Raw genomic sequence first — 3424 nt, forward strand, 5'->3', positions numbered from 1 at the left:
TCTCATAGATTTGACGCTATTTTTTATCTGCGTACCCACGGTGCGGAACAGGAGAGCTTGGCGCATTTTTCATCGGATGCGCGCATTTCGGATCTTGGCGAGATACGACTTGCGGATATCGCAAGCGAGCTAAAAAAGGATGAATGGGTATCGCGCTATATGATGATGGATGGGGCGTGGCGGTATTTTTTAATCAAGCGCGTAAACGCTGATTCATATCTGCTAGGTTTTGCCAACACCGCTAGGCCGATTGCCAGGCTCTCTTCGCTGGGAGATATTTTGGTCTTTAACGCCGAAGGTAAATTTTTTAACGCTCCTGGCAGCGTAACCGATATATTAGGGCAGGATTTTGATTTTTCGCGCCTAGGCGAAGTGGTAAGCTTTGAAGACGAATCTGGGCTAAGCTTTGCCTATCTTGCGAAATTTGGGGATAATTTCGTAATGGCTCGCGAACGAGCCGGCTATTTTTTGGGCGCGGACGATTTTATCGTCGTAGCGCTAGCAGCAGCGATTTTAGCTTATTTAATCCTTCTAATTTCAAATTTTACGTTTTTAAAAAAGCGCGTTTTTATCCCGCTTGCGGCAGTTCAAAACGCTCTGCGCCAAGGGGATTACCACTCCAAAATTCGCGATATAGAAGCACTAAATCCTCTGAACTCCGTCTTAGAAATTTCTAAATCCATAGATGAGGTTTTGAAGTCCAATTTGCGCCACGGCGATTTTAGCCTCAGCTTTAAAGATGCGCTAAAATACAGCTCCCTTTCGGTGCTTAGCATCGATAACGTTGCAGGCACGATCGAAAGCGCTAGCAACGGCGCACGCGAGCTTTACGGCGATGACGTCGTAGGACGGAATATATTCGCGCTGCAAGCAGGCTCGTTTTACGATCACGCCTATCAAACCCAGCGCGCAAACTATGTCAAAGAAAACTATGTCGTAACCCGCCAAGAGACCAAAAATGGCGTCAAAGACCTTTATGTTAAAAAATCTTATATCCGCGACGGAAGTAAAATTTCAACCCTTTTTGTGGTGCTGGATGCGTCGAAATATCGCAGATTTTACGATGAAACTAAGCAAAAATATGAGTATTTAAATCACGCGCCTATCGTTACGCTCGTGTTTGACTACACTTCGGGCAAGATCGTAGATGCTAGTAAAAATATAAAAGAGCTTTGGGGTTACGAAGCGGCGCAGTTTTTAAGCGGCGAGATAAGGCTATGGGATTTGCTGGATGAAAAGGATGCGAATGAGGCTAAAAATGAAATTTTAAACCGCTTAGCCGATATGCCCGCAGAAGAGCTAAGCTTTTCTCAAAGCTATAAAATTCGCCACAATGACAATATCCGCTATAGCTACGAAGTGAGCATCTATGTCAAAAAGTCCGCCGCCAGGGCTGCGTTTTATTTTCAAAATATTGATAACGATGTTAAGGCGATCCGCGGCTTGCAGGAGGATTTGGACTTTTACCGCACCGTAATCGAGACTAGGAATTTTTGCACCTGCTTAATCGATCTTGATGCGCAGACGCTGTCGTTTGATAAAAATTACTTTAAAATTTTAAAATATCGCGGCAAAAGGCTAAACACTGCGATGAGCTTTGGGGAGTTTAGTTATGAAATTTACTTCGCGGATTTAGAGAATTTCAATAAAATGATCCGCGAATGCACCGCTGGGCTTAGGAGCGATTTTAGCTGCGAATTCCGTCTGCGAAATGCCGCTAATGCCTATACTTGGATCAGTATGCAAGGCTACGTCACCGAAAAGCACGGCTCTCGCTCTCGCCTTGTAAAAACTACGCTCGAAGATATCAGCTCGCGCAAACAGACGGAGCTGGAGTTAAATTTAAACGCCAACGTCTTTTCGCGCTCGCTAGAGGCGATCTTAATCACAGATGAGAGCGGTCGCGTGCTGCGCGCTAATAACGCCTTTTATGAAATCACCGGCTATAGCGAAAGCCAAACCATCGGCAAAATTCCAAATTTCTTCGCTCCTACGGAGGGCGGGGCTGATGTGATGGGGAAGATCGGAAAAAATTTGATCGGCAAGCAGACTTCCTACAAAGATGAAATTTACGGGCTGAAAAAGGACGGCGGCACCTTCCCCGCGCTATTTACGGCGATCGCGATCAAGGACGATTTCTCGCTTACTTCAAATTTCATCTTGATGTTTACCGAAATTTCGCAGATCAAGCAAAAGGAGAGCGAGCTAGCTAAGATTGCTCACCACGACGCGCTTACTGGGCTTCCGAATAGAGTGTATTTTATGAAGGCTGCGCAGAGATTTACGGCAAACTCGGGCGAAAATTCCAAGCTTATGGCGGTGCTTTTCATCGATTTTGACGGCTTTAAGGCGATCAACGACACCTACGGGCACGAGGTCGGCGATATGTTTTTGCAAGCGATCTCAAAGGCGATGAGCGGGCTGCTGCGCAAGGGAGATATCTTGGCGCGCCTCGGCGGCGATGAGTTCGGCGCCATCATCGGCGATCTAAAGGACGAGCAGGCCGCGCATATGCTTTTGCAGCGATTGCTTGGAATTTCAAAGATGAAATTTAATCTTAAAGGCAACGAGATTAGCGCGAGCATCAGCGTGGGCGCGGCGTTTTACGACGGCAGCGAAAAGATCGATTTTCCAGGACTTTTATCGCGCGCGGATAGGGCGATGTATCGCGCCAAAACGAGCGGCAAAAACCGCTACTGCATCTTTGAGCGCGCCGAAGCAGATGAACCTAGCGAGGAAGGGATTGCTGCGGCGATCGAAGAGGGGGAGTTTTTCGTGCTCTATCAGCCGATCATTAGCGGCGCACAGATTTATGGATATGAGCTGCTTTTACGCTGGGATCGCGGAAAGCGCGGAATTCTTGCCCCGCAGGATTTTGCGCAGATATTAAGCGAGCCTCGATTTGAGTTGCCGATCTCAAAATTTGCGTTTTCAAAGATGATGGAATTTAATGCTCAAACGGGTGCAAACTGCTCTATAAACGTAAGTTTAGCCGTGCTTGCAAACGACGAATTTTACGATTTCGTAGCTCACAGCTTGCGAGATAGAGCTAATGCAAAAGGCGAGTTGATGTTTGAGATAACCGATTTTAGCGAGCAAAATTTTAAGGAATTCGCCCCTGCGCGTGGGCGTTATGCAGATCTTGGGGTTAAATTTGCTCTTAATAGTGCAAATAAAAGCAATATCCCATTCCTGAACGCCCAGCCTTTCGATGTCGTTAAAATCGACCGCGAGCTCTGCCTTGACATAGGCAAGAAAAAAAATGCTATCCGAACGATGGTGGAGATCACGGGCAAGCTAAAGCGGGAGTTTGGATTCGCTCTGGGTGCTCAAGGGGTCGAAAACGCGCTATCGCTGCGGCTCTTAAACAATTTGAAATTTAACTATCTGCAGGGAAATTTTATCGCCAAGGCTCTGGATCGCA

General features: G+C 46.8%; 1 protein-coding gene. It reads left to right on the forward strand.

Annotated elements, in window-relative coordinates; genetic code table 11:
- On the forward strand, nt 1-3424 hold a 3424-nt coding region (locus Q0236_RS11975; RefSeq protein WP_297918358.1), incomplete at both ends, for a diguanylate cyclase.

Origin of the sequence: uncultured Campylobacter sp., assembly GCF_938031315.1 — a bacterium.
Taxonomy (GTDB): domain Bacteria; phylum Campylobacterota; class Campylobacteria; order Campylobacterales; family Campylobacteraceae; genus Campylobacter_B.